This is a genomic window from Anaeromyxobacter sp. PSR-1, from assembly GCF_000964525.1.
Lineage (GTDB): Bacteria > Myxococcota > Myxococcia > Myxococcales > Anaeromyxobacteraceae > Anaeromyxobacter.
This window is the reverse complement of the sequence record NZ_BAZG01000082.1, coordinates 1-18,287: the sequence shown is the minus strand read 5'-3', so window position 1 is coordinate 18,287 and position 18,287 is coordinate 1. Positions and strand designations below refer to the sequence as shown.

Annotated in this window: 18 protein-coding genes and 1 pseudogene; 10 read left to right on the top strand and 9 right to left on the bottom strand. The window is 75.3% G+C overall.

All coding sequences use genetic code 11. The annotated features are described in order from the left end of the window. Positions 1 to 175: 175 nt before the first annotated feature. The 5 genes from PSR1_RS13370 (at position 176) to PSR1_RS13350 (ending at position 5,229) form a co-directional block, all read left to right on the top strand. Positions 176 to 1,138 (top strand): diacylglycerol kinase family protein, encoded by a 963-nt coding sequence (locus PSR1_RS13370; RefSeq protein WP_059438031.1) that lies wholly within the window; start codon positions 176 to 178, stop codon positions 1,136 to 1,138. A gap of 144 nt (positions 1,139 to 1,282) precedes the next feature. Continuing rightward, entirely contained in the window at positions 1,283 to 1,843 is a 561-nt protein-coding gene (locus PSR1_RS13365) for a hypothetical protein (protein WP_059438030.1), read from the top strand. A 20-nt stretch (positions 1,844 to 1,863) separates the two neighbouring features. Next, entirely contained in the window at positions 1,864 to 2,454 is a 591-nt protein-coding gene (gene lpoB, locus PSR1_RS13360) for a penicillin-binding protein activator LpoB (RefSeq protein WP_059438029.1), read from the top strand. A 9-nt stretch (positions 2,455 to 2,463) separates the two neighbouring features. Next, a complete protein-coding gene (locus PSR1_RS13355; RefSeq protein WP_059438028.1) occupies positions 2,464 to 3,687 on the top strand; it encodes a COG3014 family protein in 1,224 nt (407 codons plus the stop codon). A 105-nt stretch (positions 3,688 to 3,792) separates the two neighbouring features. Beyond that, entirely contained in the window at positions 3,793 to 5,229 is a 1,437-nt protein-coding gene (locus PSR1_RS13350) for a WS/DGAT domain-containing protein (protein ID WP_059438027.1), read from the top strand. Here the strand turns inward: PSR1_RS13350 and PSR1_RS13345 are convergent. The 5 genes from PSR1_RS13345 to PSR1_RS13325 form a co-directional block, all read right to left on the bottom strand. Then, complete coding sequence (locus PSR1_RS13345) at positions 5,210 to 6,832, bottom strand: fumarate hydratase (protein WP_059438026.1); 1,623 nt, start codon at positions 6,830 to 6,832, stop codon at positions 5,210 to 5,212. The genes PSR1_RS13350 and PSR1_RS13345 overlap by 20 nt on opposite strands. A 192-nt stretch (positions 6,833 to 7,024) precedes the next feature. Then, complete coding sequence (locus tag PSR1_RS13340) at positions 7,025 to 8,155, bottom strand: acyltransferase (RefSeq protein WP_059438025.1); 1,131 nt, start codon at positions 8,153 to 8,155, stop codon at positions 7,025 to 7,027. A 20-nt stretch (positions 8,156 to 8,175) separates the two neighbouring features. After that, entirely contained in the window at positions 8,176 to 9,237 is a 1,062-nt protein-coding gene (leuB, locus tag PSR1_RS13335) for a 3-isopropylmalate dehydrogenase (protein WP_059438024.1), read from the bottom strand. A gap of 34 nt (positions 9,238 to 9,271) precedes the next feature. Then, positions 9,272 to 10,822, bottom strand: a complete 1,551-nt coding sequence (gene cimA, locus PSR1_RS13330; protein ID WP_059438023.1) for a citramalate synthase — start codon at positions 10,820 to 10,822, stop codon at positions 9,272 to 9,274. Positions 10,823 to 10,997: 175 nt separating this feature from the next. After that, the gene (locus PSR1_RS13325; protein ID WP_059438022.1) at positions 10,998 to 11,231 is read right to left on the bottom strand and encodes a hypothetical protein; all 234 of its coding nucleotides are present in this window, start codon (positions 11,229 to 11,231) and stop codon (positions 10,998 to 11,000) included. Positions 11,232 to 11,364: 133 nt separating this feature from the next. Between PSR1_RS13325 and PSR1_RS13320 the strand changes: the two genes are divergently transcribed. The 3 genes from PSR1_RS13320 (at position 11,365) to PSR1_RS13310 (ending at position 13,165) form a co-directional block, all read left to right on the top strand. Beyond that, positions 11,365 to 12,090, top strand: coding sequence for an SIMPL domain-containing protein (locus tag PSR1_RS13320; protein ID WP_059438021.1), 726 nt, complete (start codon positions 11,365 to 11,367; stop codon positions 12,088 to 12,090). 99 nt (positions 12,091 to 12,189) lie between these two features. Beyond that, positions 12,190 to 12,513, top strand: coding sequence for an FKBP-type peptidyl-prolyl cis-trans isomerase (locus PSR1_RS13315; RefSeq protein ID WP_059438020.1), 324 nt, complete (start codon positions 12,190 to 12,192; stop codon positions 12,511 to 12,513). Between the two features lie 127 nt (positions 12,514 to 12,640). Then, positions 12,641 to 13,165: a ferritin family protein gene (locus PSR1_RS13310; RefSeq protein ID WP_059438019.1), complete on the top strand. Its 525-nt coding sequence runs from the start codon at positions 12,641 to 12,643 to the stop codon at positions 13,163 to 13,165. 12 nt (positions 13,166 to 13,177) lie between these two features. On the opposite strand, the gene PSR1_RS13305 is transcribed toward PSR1_RS13310, so the two are convergent. Together PSR1_RS13305 and PSR1_RS13300 are read right to left on the bottom strand one after the other, a co-directional pair. Further along, positions 13,178 to 14,194 (bottom strand): aldo/keto reductase, encoded by a 1,017-nt coding sequence (locus PSR1_RS13305; protein WP_059438018.1) that lies wholly within the window; start codon positions 14,192 to 14,194, stop codon positions 13,178 to 13,180. A gap of 65 nt (positions 14,195 to 14,259) precedes the next feature. Then, a complete protein-coding gene (locus PSR1_RS13300; RefSeq protein WP_059438017.1) occupies positions 14,260 to 14,811 on the bottom strand; it encodes a ribonuclease H in 552 nt (183 codons plus the stop codon). Between the two features lie 107 nt (positions 14,812 to 14,918). Here PSR1_RS13300 and PSR1_RS13295 point away from each other — a divergent pair, with 107 nt between their 5' ends. Beyond that, positions 14,919 to 15,698, top strand: coding sequence for a 1-acyl-sn-glycerol-3-phosphate acyltransferase (locus PSR1_RS13295; protein WP_193388361.1), 780 nt, complete (start codon positions 14,919 to 14,921; stop codon positions 15,696 to 15,698). Here PSR1_RS13295 and pepD read toward each other — a convergent pair. After that, positions 15,673 to 17,139: a beta-Ala-His dipeptidase gene (gene pepD, locus PSR1_RS13290; RefSeq protein ID WP_059438015.1), complete on the bottom strand. Its 1,467-nt coding sequence runs from the start codon at positions 17,137 to 17,139 to the stop codon at positions 15,673 to 15,675. The genes PSR1_RS13295 and pepD overlap by 26 nt on opposite strands. 213 nt (positions 17,140 to 17,352) lie before the next feature. On the opposite strand from pepD, the gene PSR1_RS13285 reads away from it, so the two are divergent. Further along, positions 17,353 to 17,934 carry a TIGR00730 family Rossman fold protein gene (locus PSR1_RS13285; RefSeq protein ID WP_059438014.1) on the top strand — a complete coding sequence of 194 codons (582 nt, stop codon included), beginning with the start codon at positions 17,353 to 17,355 and terminating at the stop codon, positions 17,932 to 17,934. Here the strand turns inward: PSR1_RS13285 and PSR1_RS13280 are convergent. Further along, positions 17,931 to 18,287: pseudogene (locus PSR1_RS13280) on the bottom strand (hypothetical protein); the annotation flags it as partial. The gene PSR1_RS13285 and the pseudogene PSR1_RS13280 overlap by 4 nt on opposite strands.

Here is an 18,287-nt window from a genome sequence, read left to right as displayed (position 1 = left end):
CCGGTTCGGCGCGCCCGGGGACGTCCGCGCCGCCGAGGAGGTCGCCTCCCGCGCGTCGACGCCGGGCGAACCCTGAGCAGGCGCGGGCGGTTCGCCACGACCGCCGCGCGCCCTCCCGGACGGGCTGGCCACGCTGCGTCCCCGCGTGTAACGTCATGGCTTCGAAGGGGGCGGCATGCGGGCAGCGGAGGGAACGGAGCAGGTGCGCACCTCCGCCCGCGGCGAGGTGGAGTTTCCCCGCCTCGTGTTCCTGGTGAACCCGGAGGCGCAGGACGGCCACGCGGCCGCGCGCCTGCGCGGGCTCCTCTCGCGCGCGCCCGCCTGGACCCGCCGCTCGCGCCTGGCGGTCGTGACCACGCTGTCCGGCGCCGAGCGCGCCATGCGCGGCCTCGCGCCGGACGAGATCCCGGTGGCGGCCGGCGGCGACGCGACCGTGAACTTCGTGGCGCGCGCGGTGCGGGCCGCGGGGCGCGCGGACCGGCCCATGGCCATCCTCCCGCTCGGCGTGGGCAACGCCATCGCCCACGCGCTCGGGGTGGCGGACCTGCGCCGCGCCCTCGCCGCCATCGCCGACGGCCGCTCGGTCCAGATCGACGCGCTCGTGACCACGCACCCCGAGGCCCCGCTGGCGCTCGCCTCGGTGAGCTGCGGGTTCGAGGGGCAGATCATCTCCGGCGCGTCGCGCGGGCGCGGCCTGGCGCGCGTGGGCGGCCTGCTCGCGGCGCTCCCGGGCGCGCTCCGCAAGCACACCGGCTTCCGCCTCGAGGCGGACGGCGTGGTGCTCGCCGATCCCTCCGAGCCGGTGTTCAACGTGGGCGTGTACAACCTCCCCTGCGTCGCCTGGGGCACGGTGGTCCACCCGGACGCCGACCCCGCCGACGGCCTCGCCGACGCGGTGGTGCACCGGCGCCGCCGCACCTTCACCTCCGCGCTCCGCCACGGCGTCGCGACGGCCGCCCCGCCCCGCGGCAGCGTGCGCACCGCGCGCGCGGCGCGGATCCGCCTCGAGTCGCGCTGGCCGATCCAGATCGACCTGGAGGGCTCGGTCTCCCCCGGCGAGCTCGAGATCCGGGTCGAGCCGGCCGCGCTGCGCGTCATCACGGGCCGCCGCCGGCGCGCGGCCGCGAACGGCGGCTGAGCCGCCGCCCGCCCCGCCCCTTCCCCCGCACGCGTCACCCTCCGCGGCGCCGCCGCGCACGCACGGATGGGCTCTTGCGCCGGTGCCCCGCGAGGGGGGATACGCGAGGACGACGGCACTCGACCGCGCGAGAGGGGGCTCGCCATGGTTCGACCGCTCCGTTCCGCTGCAGCGTTCCTCGTGGCCGCGCTGCCCGCGCTGGTCCTGGCACAGGCGCCGGCGCCGCCCGGGAGGACCGACGGCCCGGAGGGCTCCGAGGTAGGCCAGGGCGGCTACCGCCGCGCGCCCGGCCCCGGCGCCTTCCAGATCACGTTCGACGCGGGCGGCGCCATCACCAGCGAGGGGCCGGGCTACCCGCTCCACGACCGGCCCTACTTCCTCGGCGCGGATCTCGCCTGGTCGCCCGACGACTGGCTGCTGCTCGAGCTGACCGGCGCCTACGACTTCGACCTCGAGCGGACGCTGGTGCTCGTGGGCCCGCGCCTGCGCACGCCGGCGTCGCCGTTCTCGCTGAGCGCCGGGCTGAAGGCCGGCGTCATGTCGTGGAACGGCCGGAGCCGCTTCGGCCTGAGCCCGCAGCTCGGCGCCGAGCTGGAGGCGAGCGACCGCTTCGTGCTCGGCCTCCACTACGCGCTCGACGTCCCGGTGGAGCAGGACACCACCGTCACCCACCGCATCTTCCTCGGCCTCGGCGTGCGCCTGTAGCGCCGCCCCGGAGGAACGCCATGCCCCGCCAGCTCCCGCTGCTCGCCGCCGCCGCGCTCGCCGCCGCCTGCGGCCCGCGGGCCTTCACCCGCGGCGCGTACGAGGACCCCAACACCATCGAGCTGCTGTCCGACCAGTTCAACGAGAACGACCTGCAGCTCATCGCCAGGAAGATGACCGGCTCCCTGCTCGGCGCGCCCGCCGTGCAGGCCCTGCCGGGCCGGCCGGTGCTGGTGGTGGGCCGCGTCCGGAACAAGACCTCCGAGCACATCGACACCGAGTCGCTCGCCGACAAGGTCCGCGTCGAGCTGCAGCGGTCCGGCCGCTTCGCGTTCGCCGACGCGGCGGCGCGCGAGCAGATCGCCGCGGAGTACGACTACCAGCAGTCCGGCATGGTCGCGAAGGAGACCGCCAAGGGCCCCGGCGCCCAGGTCGGCGCCGACTACGTGCTCACCGGGCAGATCGCGTCGATCGTGCAGGAGGTCGGGGCGGACAAGGTCGTCTACTACAAGATGACCATGCAGCTCACCGACCTCCGGACCGGGCTCATCACCTGGACCGACGAGAAGGAGCTGCGGAAGAAGTTCCGGAAGCAGTCGGTGGGCTGGTAGGAGGCCGCCGTGCGCCGCGCCCGCGCGGCCGCGATGGCGCTCGGGGCCGTGCTCGTCTCCGGCTGCGCCGGGGACTACGTGTCGCGCACGCGCGCGATGCGCGAGGCGTACCAGGCCGGCGACCACGACCGCGCCGCGGCGCTCGCGGAGGAGGAGGTCCGCCGCGGGCCCGAGCGCGACCGCCTGCTCGCCCTGCTCGACCAGGGGATGATCCTGCACGCCGGGCGGCGCTGGGAGGAGAGCCTCCCGGTGCTCGCCCGCGCCGAGCGGCTCGCCGCGTCGCTGGAGGCGATCTCGGTCAGCGAGGAGGGGCGCGCGCTGCTCGAGAACGAGCGGGCCCGCGCCTACCGCGGCGAGGACTTCGAGAAGCTGATGATCAACGTCGTCCAGGCGCTCAACTACGCCGCGCTCGGCAAGGACGAGGACGCGCTGGTGGAGGTGCGGCGCGTGGACGAGCGGCTGCGGAAGATGGTCCAGGAGGAGAAGAAGCCGTACCAGCAGCTCGCGGTGGCGCGCTACCTGGGCGGCGTGCTGTGGGAGGACTCGGGCAACCCGGACTCGGCGTACATCGACTACGCCGACGCGCTGCGCCTCGCGCCCGGGCTCGGCCCGCTCGCCGAGCCCGCGCTGCGGCTGGCGCGCGCCACCGGCCGCGCCGACGAGGCCGACGCGCTCGCCGCGGCGCGCCCCGCCCTGGGCGCGGATCCGCTCGGCGCCGAGGAGGGCCAGGTCGTGCTCGTGCTCGAGGCCGGCCTGTCGCCGGAGAAGCGCTCCAGCCGGCAGGGCGCCGGGCCGGAGCTCCTGGTGGTCCCGGTGTACGTGACGCGCCCCTGGGTGCGCGACGCCGCCACCCTGGAGGCCGGCGCCCGCCGGGCGGACGCGGTCACCGTCACCTCCCTGGAGGACGTGGCGCAGGTGCACCTGTCGGAGCGCATCGGCCGCATCGCCGCCAAGGCGGTGGCGAGCACGGTGGTGAAGGGGGGGGTCGCCGCTGCGGTCGGGGAGGCCACCGACAGCGAGGTGCTCGGCTGGCTGACGTTCCTCGCCCTGACCTCGACCAGCGAGGCCGACCGGCGGAGCTGGCTCTCGCTGCCGGCCGAGCTGCAGGTCGCCCGCCTGCGCCTTCCGGCGGGCACGCACGAGGTGGAGATCCGCAGCGGGGGCAAGGTGCTCCGCCGGACCGTGGCGGTCCGGCCCGGCCGCGTGACCCTGCTGGTGGAGCGGCGGTACTGAGGCGGACGGGAGGCGGCTCCCTCCCCTGCGTCACGTCGCCCGGGCTCCCTCCCGGACCCTCCGCGCCGGCGCGGTTTCCCCGCAGGATCCGGCCAGGAGCCCCCGATGACCCGCGAGCCGATGAGCCGGGTGGACGCCGCCTGGCTGCACATGGACCGACCCGAGAACACCGCCGACATCGTGGCGCTGCTGCGCCTCGACGGCCCCCTCTCCCCGGCGCGGCTCCGCACCCTGCTGCAGGACCGCCTCGTCACGCACGACCGGTTCCGCGCGCGCGTGGTGGACACCGGCGCGCTGGGGCAGCCGGTGTGGGAGCGCGACCCGCACTTCTCGCTCGCGCGCCACCTGAGCGCGCGCACGCTGCGCGGCGAGGGACGCGAGGCGCTCGAGGAGGTGGTGTCCGAGGCCGCCACCCGGCCGCTCGCGCCGGGCCGGCCGCCGTGGCGCGCCTGCCTGATCGACGGCGGCGAGCAGAGCGCGGTGCTGGTGAAGCTCCACCACTGCATGGCGGACGGGTTCGCCCTCCTGACGGTGCTGCTCGGCCTGTCCGACGAGCGCGCCGGGCGCGCCGCGCCGCCCGAGGCCGGCCCCCCGGCGCCGCCGGACGCGGCGCCCGGCCCGCTCCCGCGCGGCGCCCGGGCGCTGCTCGGGGACCCGCTCGCCGCGGCCCGCTCGCTCTGGAAGATGGCGACGCTGCCCGAGGCGCGCGGCCGGCTCGCCCCGCCTGCCCTCACCGGCCTCCGCCGGACGTCCTGGTCCCATCCCTGGCCGCTCGCCGGCCTGCGCGACGCGGCGCACGCCGCCGGCGCCACCGTCAACGACGCGCTGCTCGCCGCGCTCTCCGGCGCGCTCTCCCGCGTGCTCCGCGATCCGGCCGCGCCCGGCGCGCCCGGGCCGCTGCCGGACGAGGTGCGGGCGCTCGTGCCGGTGAACCTGCGCCCCGGGCCGCCCGCGGCCGGCACGCCGCTCGGGAACCAGTTCGGGCTGGTGTTCCTCGACCTGCCCATCGAGCCGCTCGCCCTCGACGAGCGCCTCGAGCTGATGCGCGGCCGCACCGCCGCGATGAAGCGCAGCCCGGACGCGTGGGTGGCGCTCGGGATCCTCGGCGCGCTCGGGCTCGCCCCGGCGGCCCTGGAGCGGCTCGGCACCGCCTTCTTCTCGCGCAAGGCCTCGATGGTGGTGACGAACGTCCCCGGGCCCGCGCGGCGGCTGCACTTCGGCGGCCGGCGGGTGGACGAGCTGCTGTTCTGGGTGCCGCACCCGGCCGCGCTCGGCCTGGGCGTGAGCCTGCTCAGCTACGCCGGCCAGGTGACGGTGGGCGTGCGCGCGGACACGGCGTTCCCGCTCGATCCGCGGGCGCTCGCGCACGCGATCGACGAGGAGCTGGCGGCGCTCGTCCCTCGGCCGGCGCGGGCCGGGCGCGCCCGGGCCGCCGCCGCGGCCCCGGAACACGCCGGCCGGCAGGCGGCCTTCGCGGGCGCGCCTGCCGGCCGGAGGGTGCGGGTGATCGAGGCGGGGCCGGCTACATCCCCAGCTTCTTGAAGAAGTCGTTCCCCTTGTCGTCCACCAGGATGAACGCGGGGAAGTTCTCGACCTCGATCTTCCAGACGGCTTCCATGCCGAGCTCGGCGAAGTCGATGCACTCCACCTTCTTGATGTTCTCCTCGGCCAGCACCGCGGCCGGGCCGCCGATCGAGCCCAGGTAGAAGCCGCCGTGCTTCTTGCACGCGTCGGTCACCTGCTGGCTGCGGTTGCCCTTCGCGATCATCACCATCGACGCGCCGTGCGACTGCAGCAGGTCCACGTACGAGTCCATGCGGCCGGCGGTGGTGGGGCCGAACGAGCCGGACGGCTTGCCCGGCGGCGTCTTGGCCGGGCCGGCGTAGTACACCGGGTGGTGCTTCAGGTACTCGGGCACGCCCTTGCCCTGGTCGATGAGCTCCTTGAACTTGGCGTGCGCGATGTCGCGGGCCACCACCAGCGTGCCGGTGAGGAGCAGCGGCGTCGAGACCGGGTACTTGGTCAGCTCGGCCAGGATCTCCTTCATCGGCTTGTTCAGGTCCACCTTCACGCCGTGCTCGTGCTTGCCCTTCTTCAGCTCGAGCGGGATGAGCCGGCCCGGCGCGTGGTCGAGCTCCTCGATCCAGAGCCCTTCCCGGTTGATCTTGGCCTTCACGTTGCGGTCGGCGGAGCAGGACACGGCCATGCCGACCGGGCAGGACGCGCCGTGGCGCGGCAGCCGGACCACGCGGATGTCGTGCGCGAAGTACTTGCCGCCGAACTGCGCGCCGATGCCGAGCTTGTTGGCCGCCTCGAGCAGCCGCTGCTCCAGCTCGACGTCGCGGAACGCCTGGCCGTGCTCGTTCCCCTGGGTGGGCAGCCCGTCGTAGTACTTCGTCGAGGCGAGCTTCACCGTCTTCAGGCAGGTCTCGGCGCTCGTGCCGCCCACCACCACCGCGATGTGGTACGGCGGGCAGGCGGCGGTGCCGAGGTACTTCATCTTGTCGACCAGGAACTTCTCCAGCTTCTCCGGCGTGAGGAGCGCCTTGGTCTCCTGGAACAGCATGGTCTTGTTGGCCGACCCGCCGCCCTTCGCCACGAACAGGAACTTGTACTCGGCGCCCTCGGTGGCGAGGACGTCGATCTGCGCCGGCAGGTTCGTGCCGGTGTTCACCTCGCGGTACATGTCGAGCGCGGAGGTCTGCGAGTAGCGGAGGTTCTCGCCGGTGTACGTGAGGTACACGCCCTCCGACAGGTACTGCTCGTCCTTCACGCCGGTCCAGACCTGCTGGCCCTTCTTCGCCACGATGGTGGCGGTGCCGGTGTCCTGGCAGATGGGCAGCTCGCCGCGGGCGGCGATCTCGGCGTTCTTGAGGAACGCGATGGCCACGCCCTTGTCGTTCTGCGAGGCCTCGGGGTCGGCGAGGATCTTCGCGACCTGCTCGTTGTGCTCGGGGCGGAGGAAGAACGACACCTCGCGCATCGCCTCGCGCGCGAGCCGGGTGAGCGCCGACGGCTCGACCTTCAGGATCTCCTTGCCCTCGAACGTCCCGACCGACACGCCCTCCTTGGTGAGGAGCCGGTACTTGGTCGCGTCCTTCGAGACGGGGAACGGATCCTGGTAGTGGAACGCGGGAGTCGCCATGTGTGCCTCTCCTTCGCGGGCGAACGGGGTGGGAAGTCGAACCGCGGGCCGGTGCGCTCTCGGTGCCCGGGGCCCGCAGGAAAGCACAGGACGGCGGCCGGTGTCGATGCGCGGCTGAGCCCCGATCGCGCGCGGATTCTCGCCCGGACCGGTCCGCTTTCGGCCCGGCCGCGGGCGCGCGGACGCGGCCCGCTACGCCGCGGCGCGGCGCGGCGCGAGCCGGTCCTTCAGCGCGAGGAAGCGCTGCTCCACCAGGTGGAAGCTCGCCCAGGCGAGCAGCAGCGAGGCGGCCAGCGCGGAGGCCGCGTAGGCGGCGTAGCCGGCGCGCGAGGCGAGCAGCGCCGCGCCCCACGGCCGCGCCCGCAGCGCGCCGAGCGCGCCCACGTGCACGAGGTAGTGCACGACGTAGAGGCCGTAGCTGTAGCGCCCGAGCGCCCGGAGCGGCGCGGCGGAGAGTGCGCGCCGGAGCGGGTGAGTGGTGCCCTCCGTCGCGACCGCGCCCGCGACCAGGCCGCCGAACGCGAGCGCCAGCCAGAGGTGGCTCCAGATCTCGAGCGGCCGGGCGTGCATGTCGAACCCGTGCGGCAGCCCGAGCGCGGCGAACCCGGCCGCCCCGACCGCCGCCGCCGGCAGCCAGGCGCGCCGGAGCAGGCCGGCGCCGCCCGCCGCGCGCGCCACCACCGCGACGAGCGCGCCCATGGCGAGCGCGTCCACCCGGCCCGGCGTGAGCCGGTAGGCGCTCCCCACCGGCAGCCCCGAGTCCACGATGAGCCACCGCAGCGCCGGCCCGGCGCAGACCAGCGCAACCGAGGCCGCCGCCAGCGCCCGCCCGCGCGCGAGCAGCACCACCAGCGGCCACGCCAGGTAGAACTGCTCCTCGACCGCGAGCGACCAGAAGTGCGAGAGCGCCGGGATGACCTGGCGCGCCGCGTAGGCCCAGTTGCCGAGGTAGCTCCAGTACCACCAGCCCCAGCGGCCGAACGTCCAGGGATCGACGAGGCCGAGCGCCGGCCCCGCCGCCGCGAACACGGCCAGCGCGAGGTAGTAGAGCGGGAAGATGCGGAGCGCGCGCCGGACCAGGAAGCCGCGCCACCAGCCGCGCTGGCCGAGCGTGTCCACCAGGCCGCCGGTGATGAGGAAGCCGGAGAGGACGAAGAACAGGTCCACCCCGGTCCAGCCCAGGCCGAGCGCCGCCACCGCGCGGCGCTCCCAGGGGCCGTCGCCGGGCCAGGCGTTGAGCAGGTGGCAGGCGAGGACGCCGCCGATGGCCAGCCCGCGCAGCCCGTCGAGCGACGGGAGCGGGCCGCGTGGACCGGCCGGCATGGCGGCGTGCCCGGTCGTGGCTAGCCGAGCCGCCTCAGGATCTCGTCCGCCATGGCGCGGGTGGAGAGCGTCCCGCCCAGGTCGGCGGTGCGGCAACCGTCGGTGATGGTCCGGTCCACCGCGCGCTCGATGGCGGCCGCCTCCGGCTCGAGGCCGAGCGAGTGGCGGAGCAGCAGCGCCGCGGAGAGGATCGTGCCGACGGGGTTCGCGATGCCCTTGCCGGCGATGTCCGGGGCGGAGCCGTGGATGGGCTCGTACAGGCCCGGTCCCTGCTCGCCGATGGAGGCGGACGGGAGCATGCCCATCGAGCCGGCCAGCACCGAGGCCTCGTCGGTGAGGATGTCGCCGAACATGTTCTCGGTGACGACCACGTCGAGGGTGGCGGGGCTGGTGACGAGCCGCATGGCGGCGGTGTCCACCAGCATGTGGTCGAGCGCGACGTCGGGGTTGGCCTGCCCGATGCCGGTCGCGATCTCGCGCCAGAGCCGCGAGGACTCGAGCACGTTCGCCTTGTCCACGCTGGTGACCTTCTTCTTGCGCCCCTTGGCGATCCGGAACGCCAGCTCGACCACGCGGCGCACCTCGAAGTCCTGGTACTCGAGCGTGTCCACCGCGCGCGCGTGGCCGTCCTTCACGTCGCGCCCCTTGGGCTGGCCGAAGTAGAGGCCGCCGGTCAGCTCGCGGATGACCATGATGTCCACGCCGCGGAGCTTCTCCGGGCGGAGCGGGGACGAGTCGAGCAGGCTCGGGTGCACGCGCACCGGGCGCAGGTTCGCGAAGACGCCCAGGCCCTTGCGCAGCCCGAGCAGCCCCTGCTCCGGGCGCACCCTGGCGCGCGGGTCGTCCCACTTCGGCCCGCCCACGGCGCCGAGCAGCACCGCGTCGGCCGCCTGGCAGTCGGCGAGCACCTCGGGCGTGAGCGCGGTCCCGTGCGCGTCGATGGAGCACCCGCCCATCAGCCGCTCGGTGAACGAGAGCGCGTGCCCTCCCCGGCGCGCCACCGCCTCCAGCACCCGCACCGCCTCGGCCGTCACCTCCGGCCCGATCCCGTCGCCCGGCAGCACCACGATCTTCGCGTTCACGCTGCGTGTCTCCTTCGGTTCCTGCGTGTGAGGGTCAGGCGAGGGCGAGCCCGTACTCGACCGCGTCCACCAGCGCGATCCAGCTCGCCTCGATGATGTTCTGGCTGGCGCCCACCGTGCTCCAGCGGCGCGGCCCCTTCTGCATGTCGATGAGCACCCGCGTGATCGCCGCGGTGCCGTGCTGCCCGTCGAGGATGCGGACCTTGTAGTCCGACAGGTGCAGCTCCTTCACCTGCGGGTAGTGCCCCACCAGCGCCTTCTGCAGCGCCGCGGTGAGCGCGTCCACCGGGCCGTCGCCCTCGGCGGCGGTGTGCAGCACCTCCTCGCCCACCCGCACCTTCACCATGGCCTCGGAGAAGATGCCGCGCCCGGTGCGGTGCTCCACGTTGACGAGGAAGTCCACCAGCTCGAACGGCGCGCGGTGGCCCGGCTGCTGGCGGCGCATCAGCATCGCCACCGACGCCTCGGCCGCCTCGAACGCGAACCCCTTCGCCTCGAGCGCCTTGATCTCGTTCAGCACCGCGCCCACGTCGGCGATGGAGTCCGGCGCGATGCCGTACTCCTCCGCCTTGGAGAGCAGGTTCCCGCGGCCGGACAGCTCGCTCACCACCACGCGCATGGTGTTGCCGACCTGCTCCGGGTCCACGTGCTGGTAGCTGGTCGCGCTGCGCCGCATGGCCGCGACGTGGATGCCGCCCTTGTGCGCGAACGCGGACCGGCCCACGTAGGCGAGGTGCTCGTCCGGCGCGAGGTTCGCCACCTCGGCCACGAAGTGCGAGACCTCGTACAGCTCGGAGAGCTTGCCCTCGGGGAGGCACCGCGCGTCGAGCTTCAGCTCCAGCGCCGGGATGATCGAGCAGAGGTTCGCGTTGCCGCAGCGCTCGCCGTAGCCGTTGATCGTGCCCTGCACCTGCACCGCGCCGGCGTGCACCGCGGCGAGCGAGTTCGCCACCGCGCACTCCGAGTCGTTGTGGCAGTGGACGCCCAGCGGGTGGCCGAGCGCGGCCTTCACCTTCGCGACCGTCTCGCCGATCTGCCAGGGCAGCGAGCCGCCGTTGGTGTCGCAGAGCACCAGCGTCTCGGCCCCGCCGCGCACCGCCGCCCGCAGCGTCTCGAGCGCGTAGCCCGGGTCGGCGCGCCAGCCGTCGAAGAAGTGCTCGGCGTCGTAGATCACCCGCCGCCCCTGGGCGCGCAGGTACGCGAGGCTCTTCTCGATGATGCGGAGGTTCTCGTCGAAGGTGGTGCGCAGCACCTCGGTGACGTGCAGCGTCCAGGTCTTGCCCACCACCGTGCAGGCCGGGGTGCCGGCGTCGAGGAGCGCGCGGATGTTCGCGTCGTCCTCCGGCCCGCCGCCCACGCGGCAGGTCGAGCCGAACGCGGCGATCCGGGCGTGCTTCCAGGGCAGGTCGCGGGCGCGCTCGAAGAACTCGGCGTCCTTGGGGTTCGACCCGGGCCACCCGCCCTCGATGAACGTCACCCCGAGCTCGTCGAGCCGGCGCGCGATCCGGAGCTTGTCCTCGCAGGAGAGCGAGATGCCCTCGCGCTGGGTCCCGTCCCGCAGCGTGGTGTCGTAGATCTGGATCATCCGCGTTCCTTCCGCGCGCTGCGGACGACGCGTCCCCGACCGCCGGCGCGCCTCGCGCCGCGGCCGTCCCGCCGTCCGCTGTGGTCGAGCCCCCAACGGGGCTGGACCGTGCACGATACACGACCCGGATGGTTGCGTCGATCCGCCACGTTGCGTGCGGGAGGCGGACCGCGCCTCACCGGCGGAACGCGAACAGGAGCGCCCCCACCACGCCGGCGAGGCCGGTGGCCACGTACAGCACGCCGGCGGCGAGCGCCTTGCCGCCGGTGAGCAGGCCGCCGCTGGTGGGCATGCGGCGGCGCACGAACCCGTCCCGCACGCCGATCCAGGCGCAGACCAGGCCGGAGACCAGCAGCACCGCGGCGACGATCCAGTGGAGCGGCTTCGAGGGGTCGAGGAAGGCTTCCAAGGGGCCGGGATTCTACGGTCCCCGCCGGCGGGCGTCACCCGCGGATGCGCGGACGGCCTTGACCCCGTCGGGGTCTAGATCGGATCCGGCCCCCGGGCGTTCCTACCGCCGAACCCGCACCGGAGGTCGCACCATGTTCCGCACCCTGGCCCTCGCCGCCGCCCTCGCCCTCGCGCCCGCCGCTCCCGGCGCCCAGCCCGTCCCGGCCGCCCCGCCCGCGCCCGCCCCGGCGCCGCGCGTCATCGCCGTCTCCGGCGAGGGGCGCGTCTCGGTGCGCCCCGACGTCGCGGTGCTGTTCGCCGGCGTCACCGCCACCGGCAAGGACCTCAAGCGCGTCACCGCCGACACCGACGCCCAGCTCCGGCGCATGCTCGAGGCGCTGGCCCGCGCCGGCGTCGCCGAGAAGGACGTCCAGACCGTGCGCCACGACGTCTCGGTGGACCGCGACTGGAACGTGAAGGGCGGCGGCCCCGGGCCCATCACCGGCTACACGGTGACCGACGAGCTGCGCGTGAAGGTCCGCGACCTCGCCAGCCTCGGCACCGTCATCGAGCGCGTGCTCGCGGCCGGCTCCAACACGCTCCGGTCGCTCGCGTTCGAGAAGGAGGATCCCACGCCCGAGCAGGGCCGCGCCCTCGCCGCCGCCTACGCGGTGGCGCGGTTCAAGGCGGACGCCATCGCCCGCGCCGCCGGCGTGGCGCTGGGCGAGGTGCTGACCGTCTCCGAGGGCGGCGAGGTCCGGCCGTTCCCGGTCATGCGCGACGCGCGCGTGATGGCGATGAAGGCCGAGGCCGCGCCGGTCGCCGCCGGCGAGGTCGAGGTGGCCGCCACGGTGAGCGTCACCTTCGCCATCCGCTGAGCGGCCCCCGTCGCCCGCCCGCCGCCCGGCCGCCTCTCGTGGCGCGCCGGCCGGTGGGCGGCTACCCTACGCGCCACACACGTCGAGGAGCGCACGCGAATGGCCAAGCCGAAGATCGAGGAGCTGGTGAAGGGGAAGGGCCCGGAGGCCGTCCGGGGCAAGACGGTCGAGGTCCACTACACGGGCTGGCTTCTCGACGGGAAGCAGTTCGACTCGTCGGTGGGCGGCAGCCCGTTCTCCTTCCGGCTCGGCGCCGGCGAGGTGATCGAGGGCTGGGACCGCGGGGTCGCCGGCATGAAGGTCGGCGGCAAGCGCAAGCTGACGCTGCCGCCGGACCTGGCCTACGGCGCCCGCGGCGCGCCGCCGGAGATCCCGCCCGGCGCGACGCTCGTGTTCGAGGTGGAGCTGCTCTCGGTTTACTGAAGGTACGCGTCCGGCCGCCGCCCTCCCGCGCGGGCCCCCGAGAGGAGGCCGCGGCGGCCGTCGCAACCCGCCTCGCACGCCGTTAGGTGCTCCCCGTCCGCGATCCACCGGAGACAGGAGGGGGCACGTGACCACGACCATCGACTATTCCAGCCTGAGCCTGCAGGACGCGCTCGACCTCGCCATCGGCATCGAGCGCGAGGCGCAGGAGCGGTACGAGGAGTTCACGAAGCTCGTGGGCGGCCGGTACGCCGGCGACGCGTCCGACATGTTCCGCATGATGGCGAGCTACGAGGCCCGGCACCGCGCCGAGCTGGCCGAGCGGCGCGCGAAGCTGTTCGGCGCCGCGCCGGCGCACGTCGCCCCGGACGCCACCGAGGACGTCGAGGCGCCGGACGTCACCGCGCCGCGCGTGTTCATGTCGGCGCGCCAGGCCATGGAGGTGGCGCTCGCCTCCGAGGAGAAGGCCTACGACTTCTTCACGGCCGCGCTCGCCCAGGTGCGCGATCCCGACGTGCGCAAGCTCTTCACCGAGCTGCAGGGCGAGGAGCTGAAGCACCAGCGGCTGGTGCGCGAGAAGATGGAGAAGCTGCCGCCGGGCCCGGATCTCGAGGAGGAGGACGCGGACGAGCCCGGCTCCGACGCCGGGTAGGCCGGGCCCGCCTCACCCGAGCCAGCTCGGGTTGTGCGTGGTCGCGTCGTAGCCGTCGGTGGTCTTGTAGCGCTCGTCCCCGCCGCCCTGCGCCGCCGGGGCGGTGCGGGCGAGGAGCGCGTTCACCTCGGCCTCGGCGAGCGGCCGGAACCCGCGCGCGACCCGCAGCGCCTGCTCCACCCGCTCCAGCGCGTCGCAGCCGGTGATCACGGTCGCGACCGGCAGGCTCATCGCGTAGCGCAGGCACTCCTCGGCCGAGGCGATGTTCCGCTGGACGATGCGGGCGTCGGCCATGGGCTTCATGCCGAGCGGCGCGATGCCCCGATCGAGCAGGGCCGGCAGCACGCGCTGCTCGAAGCTGCGGAAGTGCGCGTCGAGCACGTTGAGCGGCATCTGCACGGTGTCGAAGCGGAACCCGTGGGCCTCCGCGGCCGCGAGCATGGCCAGGTGGACGTCCGGCGACTTGTGGCCGGTGAAGCCGAGGAAGCGCGCCTTCCCGGCCCGGCGCGCCTCCAGCAGCGCCTCGGCGGCGCCCCCGGGCGCGAAGGTCCGGCCCGGGTCGTCGTCGCGGATCACCTCGTGGAGCTGCAGCAGGTCCACGTGGTCGGTCTCGAGGCGGCGCAGCGACTCGTCCAGCTGCCGGGCGGCGGCCTCCTGGGTGCGCCCGTCCACCTTCGTCATCAGGAACACGCGGTCGCGGTAGCCGTCGCGGAGCGCCTTGCCCATGCGCCGCTCGCTCTCGCCGTCGTGGTAGTCCCAGCAGTTGTCGAGGAACGTGATCCCGCCGTCCACCGCGGTGCGGAGGATGCGCAGGCTCTCCTGCTCCGAGGGCGGCACCGCCAGGTGGAAGCCGCCCAGCCCGACGATCGAGACCGTCTCGCCGGTGCGGCCCAGCGCACGGCGCGGGACCTCGTCCGCGCCCCCTCCCCGTCCGTCGCCCATGCCGGCGCCTCCGCCGCAGCCGACGGCCGGGAGCACGGTCGCGGCGAGCGCGGCGCGGAGGAAGTCCCGGCGGGTCAGCGGCGGCATCTCCGCCACAGGATGCGGCCGCCGCGGGCGCGGCGGGAGGGCCCGGGCCGCGCGGGCGAGCGCGGCTAGGCGCGCGAGGAGCGGGGCGCCGGCGGGCCGCCGGCCAGGAACGCCTCCGCCCGCAGCGCCGCCACCACCTCGGCCTCGCCCGGCCCGGCCACGCCGCGGGCGGCCGCCTGCGCGAGCTGGTCCACCACCTCGTTCACGGCGTGCCCGTCGTGCCCGCGCACCCAGGTGTACGTGACGCTCAGGTCGCGGGCGCGCGCGTCGAGCGCCTCGATGAGGTCCCGGTTCAGCACCGGCTCGCCGCTGGCGGTGCGCCAGCCCTTCCTGCGCCAGCCGTGGATCCACCGGGAGAGCGCGTCCACCACGTAGCGCGAGTCGGAGATCACCTGGACCGCCTCGCCGCCCGGGAGCCCCTCCAGCGCCTCCAGCACCGCCCGCAGCTCCATGCGGTTGTTGGTGACGGCGTTCGGGCCGTCCTCGACCCAGCGCGTGCCGCCGAACCGGTAGGCCGGGCGGGCGCGGTCGAGCACCACGTAGCCGGTGCCGCCCGGGCCGCCCGGGTTCACCAGGGCGGAGCCGTCGGAGAAGGCGATGAAGCGGGCCTGGGGCATGGGGCGCGCACCCTAACCCGCCCCCCTGACGCCCCGCCATGCCCCGTCCCGCCCCGCCCCGCCCGGCGCCGCCAGGCGGCTGCCGGGCCCGCTACCCTGTTCCCCGGATGCGCCGCCTGCTCGCCACCGCCCTCACCTACGCGCTCGCCGCGGCGGTGGTGGCCGTGTCCTTCCCGCTCGCGCTCGCCCTGTTCCTGCTCACCGCGCCGTTCGACCGGCGGCGCATGGCGGTGAGCGAGCTGCTGCGCTGGCTGGGCGAGGTCCTGCTCCGGCACGCGCCGCTCTGGCCGGCGCGCATCGAGGGCTCGCTGCCGCCGCCGCCGGCCACGTTCGTGGTCGTGCCGAACCACCAGTCGCTGGTGGACGCGATCGCGGTCGCGTGCCTGCCCCGCAACATGAAGTGGCTGGGCAAGGTGGAGGCGTTCCGGCTGCCCTGGCTGGGCTGGGCGTTCCACCTCGCCGGCTACGTGCCGGTGAAGCGCGGCGACCGCGCCAGCGGCGCGGTGGCGCTCGCGGCGATGCGCCGCTGGCTGGAGGCCGGCGTGCCGGTGGGCCTGTTCGCGGAGGGGCATCGCACGCGCGACGGCCTGCTCCAGCCCTTCCACGCCGGCCCGTTCCGCCTGGCCGTGGACCTGGGCGTGCCCATCGTGCCGGTGGCGATCTCCGGCGCCTGGCGCGCCATGCCGCCCGACCGCGCGGCCATCCGGCCCGCCACGATCCAGGTGCGGATCCTGCCGCCGGTGCCGACGGCGGGCCGGACGCCGGCCGACGTGGACGCGCTGCGCGAGGAGGTGCGCGGCCGGATCGCGGCGGCGCTGGTGGAGCTGGAGGCCCCCGCCGCGCCGCCCGCTCCCGCGCCGGCTACGCCTTCTCCAGGATCGCGGTGAGCAGGCGCCAGAACGCCGCCACCGACGCGATCGAGACGCGCTCGTCGGGCGTGTGCGCGTCCCACATGCTCGGGCCGATGGAGGCCATCTCCATGCCGGGGTACTTCTCGCCGATGAGGCCGCACTCCAGGCCGGCGTGGATGGCCTTCACCAGCATCGGCTTCCCGAACAGCTCCTGGTGGACGCCGTTCACCAGCGCCACCATCGCGGACCCCGGCTCCGGCTTCCAGCCGGGGTAGCCGCCGGAGTGCCGCGCCTCGAAGCCGGCCAGCGCCGCGATGGCGGCGATGCGGGCCGCGAGCGCGCGCTTCGACGCGTCGATGGCGCTGCGGGTGAGGAAGCACACCTCGGCCCGCGGCGTGGCCGCGCCGGCGTCCGCGTCGGCGTCGACGATGGCGAGGTTGGTGGAGGTCTGCACCAGCCCCGGGATGGCCGGGCTCATCGCCTCCACCCCGTGCGGCCCCGCCACCAGCAGCCCGATCACCGCGCGCGCGTCGGCGGCGGCGATCACCTGCGCCGCCGCGCCGGGCTCGAGGACGACGGCGAGGCCGGGGTCGAACGCGCCCAGCGCCGCCTTCCAGTCCTGCTCCAGCGCCGCCGCGTCCGCGCGGAGCGCCGCCTCGCGCGCCGGCTCGACCAGCACCACCGCCGAGGCCTCGCGCGGGATGGCGTTGCGCTTGTTGCCGCCCTTCAGTGCGGCGACCCGCAGGTCGTGCCGCGCCGCGAGCGCCTCGAGCACCTGGCCCAGGAGGCGGACCGCGTTCCCGCGGCCGGCCGCGATGTCCACGCCGGAGTGGCCGCCCTTCAGGCCCATCACTCGCAGCCGCAGCGCGGTCCGGCCGGCCGGCGCCGGCTCCACCGCGAGCGCGCGCGAGACGACCGTGTCCACGCCGCCGGCGCAGCCGATGGTCAGCTCGCCCTCCTCCTCGCTGTCGAGGTTGAGCAGGCGCGGCGCCCGGAGCCAGCCGGGCTTCAGGTTGTTCGCGCCGGTGAGGCCGGTCTCCTCGTCCACCGTGAACAGCGCCTCGATGGCCGGGTGGGCGAGGTCGCGCGAGGCCAGCACCGCCAGCGCCGCCGCCACGCCCACGCCGTTGTCGGCGCCGAGCGTGGTGCCGCGCGCGCGCAGGACCTCGCCGTCGCGCCACACCTGGATCGGATCCTTCTCGAAGTCGTGCGGCGTGCCCTCGTTCTTCTCGCAGACCATGTCGAGGTGGCCCTGGAGCGCCAGCGCCGGCCGGCCCTCGCGGCCGGGCGAGGCGCGCTTGCGGACCAGCACGTTGCCGATCGCGTCGCGCTCCACCTCGCAGCCGAGCCGCCTCGCCTCCCCCTCGACCCAGGCGGCGGCCGCCGCCTCGTTCTTCGAGCTGCGCGGGATGCGCGAGAGGTCGAGGAAGTAGCTCCAGAGGGCCCTGGGCTCGAGGGTTCCGAGATCGGCGGACATGCGTGCTCCCGTTGCGAAGGTTCGCGGATGCGGTCCCCGCACCGTGCGGGCGGGCTCCGTGCGCGCGCAGCCTAGCAGGAAGCCGGCGCGGCGGAACGCCCTCGCGCGGCGGCCGCGGGGCGCGTCACGGACGGCCGGCCCGCGTCTCCCTGCGGCGGGCGTCCGCCCGATGCGCTATACCGACGCCCCTCACCTCCCGGAGCGCTCCCCTCCATGCGGATCTGCATCTTCTGCGGCTCTTCCAGCGGCGTCCGGCCCGAGTACGCGGCGGCCGCCCGCGAGACGGGCGACCTGCTCGCCCGGCGCGGCATCGGAATGGTCTTCGGCGGCGGGCGGGTGGGCCTCATGGGCCTCGCCGCCGACGCCGCCCTCGCCGCCGGCGGCGAGGTGGTGGGCGTCATCCCGCGCACGCTGGTCGAGCGCGAGGTGGCCCACCAGCGCCTCACCGCGCAGCACGTGGTCGAGACCATGCACGAGCGCAAGGCGCTCATGGCGAAGCTGACCGACGCGTTCGTGGCGCTGCCGGGCGGCGCCGGCACGTACGAGGAGCTGTTCGAGATCTGGACCTGGGCGCAGCTCGGCATCCACCGCAAGCCGCTCGGCGTGCTGGACGTGTCCGGCTACTTCGCGCCGCTGCTCGCGATGGCCGACCACGCGGTGAAGGAGGGCTTCATGCGGCCCGAGTACCGGGCCATGCTGCAGGTCGCGCGGGATCCGGCGGAGCTCCTCGACAAGCTCGCCGCCTACCGCCCGCCCGAGCACAAGTGGGCGCCGGCCCGCGACGTGAAGCCCTAGGCACGCGCCCGGCGCCGCAGGCGCCAGGCCGCCGGGGCGCCGCCGCGCGCCCACGCGGCGCGCGAGGCAGGCAGCATCTCGTCGCCGGCGACCGCGCCCGCGGTGGCGCGCATCACCCAGCCCTCGCGCACGTCGGCGCGCAGCTGCGCGGCCATGGAGCGCGCGCTCGCCACCCGCCACCAGCCCAGCCCGGCCGCGAGCACCCACAGCGCCGCGGTGGCCGGCGCGGCCGCGTGCGCGCCCGCCCGGCCGGCCGCCGCCGCGAGCAGCCCGAGCGTCAGGATCGCGAGCGCCCAGGGGAACCGCGCCACCCGCGCCGCGAACGCCGCGATCTCGTCCTTCTCCTCCGGGGT

Excerpts from the sequence above, each read along its gene's own strand:
- PSR1_RS13370 (WP_059438031.1), top strand. The coding sequence starts at position 176 with ATGCGGGCAGCGGAGGGAACGGAGCAGGTGCGCACCTCCGCCCGCGGC.
- PSR1_RS13365 (WP_059438030.1), top strand. The coding sequence starts at position 1,283 with ATGGTTCGACCGCTCCGTTCCGCTGCAGCGTTCCTCGTGGCCGCGCTG.
- lpoB (WP_059438029.1), top strand. The coding sequence starts at position 1,864 with ATGCCCCGCCAGCTCCCGCTGCTCGCCGCCGCCGCGCTCGCCGCCGCC.
- PSR1_RS13350 (WP_059438027.1), top strand. The coding sequence starts at position 3,793 with ATGACCCGCGAGCCGATGAGCCGGGTGGACGCCGCCTGGCTGCACATG.
- PSR1_RS13345 (WP_059438026.1), bottom strand. The coding sequence starts at position 6,832 with ATGGCGACTCCCGCGTTCCACTACCAGGATCCGTTCCCCGTCTCGAAG.
- PSR1_RS13340 (WP_059438025.1), bottom strand. The coding sequence starts at position 8,155 with ATGCCGGCCGGTCCACGCGGCCCGCTCCCGTCGCTCGACGGGCTGCGC.
- cimA (WP_059438023.1), bottom strand. The coding sequence starts at position 10,822 with ATGATCCAGATCTACGACACCACGCTGCGGGACGGGACCCAGCGCGAG.
- PSR1_RS13320 (WP_059438021.1), top strand. The coding sequence starts at position 11,365 with ATGTTCCGCACCCTGGCCCTCGCCGCCGCCCTCGCCCTCGCGCCCGCC.
- PSR1_RS13315 (WP_059438020.1), top strand. The coding sequence starts at position 12,190 with ATGGCCAAGCCGAAGATCGAGGAGCTGGTGAAGGGGAAGGGCCCGGAG.
- PSR1_RS13305 (WP_059438018.1), bottom strand. The coding sequence starts at position 14,194 with ATGCCGCCGCTGACCCGCCGGGACTTCCTCCGCGCCGCGCTCGCCGCG.
- PSR1_RS13300 (WP_059438017.1), bottom strand. The coding sequence starts at position 14,811 with ATGCCCCAGGCCCGCTTCATCGCCTTCTCCGACGGCTCCGCCCTGGTG.
- PSR1_RS13295 (WP_193388361.1), top strand. The coding sequence starts at position 14,919 with ATGCGCCGCCTGCTCGCCACCGCCCTCACCTACGCGCTCGCCGCGGCG.
- pepD (WP_059438015.1), bottom strand. The coding sequence starts at position 17,139 with ATGTCCGCCGATCTCGGAACCCTCGAGCCCAGGGCCCTCTGGAGCTAC.
- PSR1_RS13285 (WP_059438014.1), top strand. The coding sequence starts at position 17,353 with ATGCGGATCTGCATCTTCTGCGGCTCTTCCAGCGGCGTCCGGCCCGAG.